Raw genomic sequence first — 248 nt, 5'->3', positions numbered from 1 at the left:
GCAGCAGTGGGGAATATTGCACAATGGGCGAAAGCCTGATGCAGCCATGCCGCGTGTGTGAAGAAGGCCTTCGGGTTGTAAAGCACTTTCAGTTGTGAGGAAAGGTGGGTAGTTAATAGCTGCTCACTGTGACGTTAGCAACAGAAGAAGCACCGGCTAACTCCGTGCCAGCAGCCGCGGTAATACGGAGGGTGCGAGCGTTAATCGGAATTACTGGGCGTAAAGCGTGCGTAGGCGGTTTGTTAAGC

Annotated in this window: 1 rRNA gene; it reads left to right on the top strand. The window is 53.6% G+C overall.

Going from position 1 to position 248, the window contains the following annotated elements:
• Positions 1-248: ribosomal RNA gene (locus H4J75_RS19900) — 16S ribosomal RNA — on the top strand; the annotation flags it as partial.

It is taken from the genome of Colwellia sp. BRX10-1 (genome assembly GCF_014077545.1).
Classification (GTDB): Bacteria; Pseudomonadota; Gammaproteobacteria; order Enterobacterales; family Alteromonadaceae; genus Colwellia_A.
Note: the sequence above shows the minus strand (reverse complement) of the source record. Positions and strands in the feature narration are given on the sequence as shown.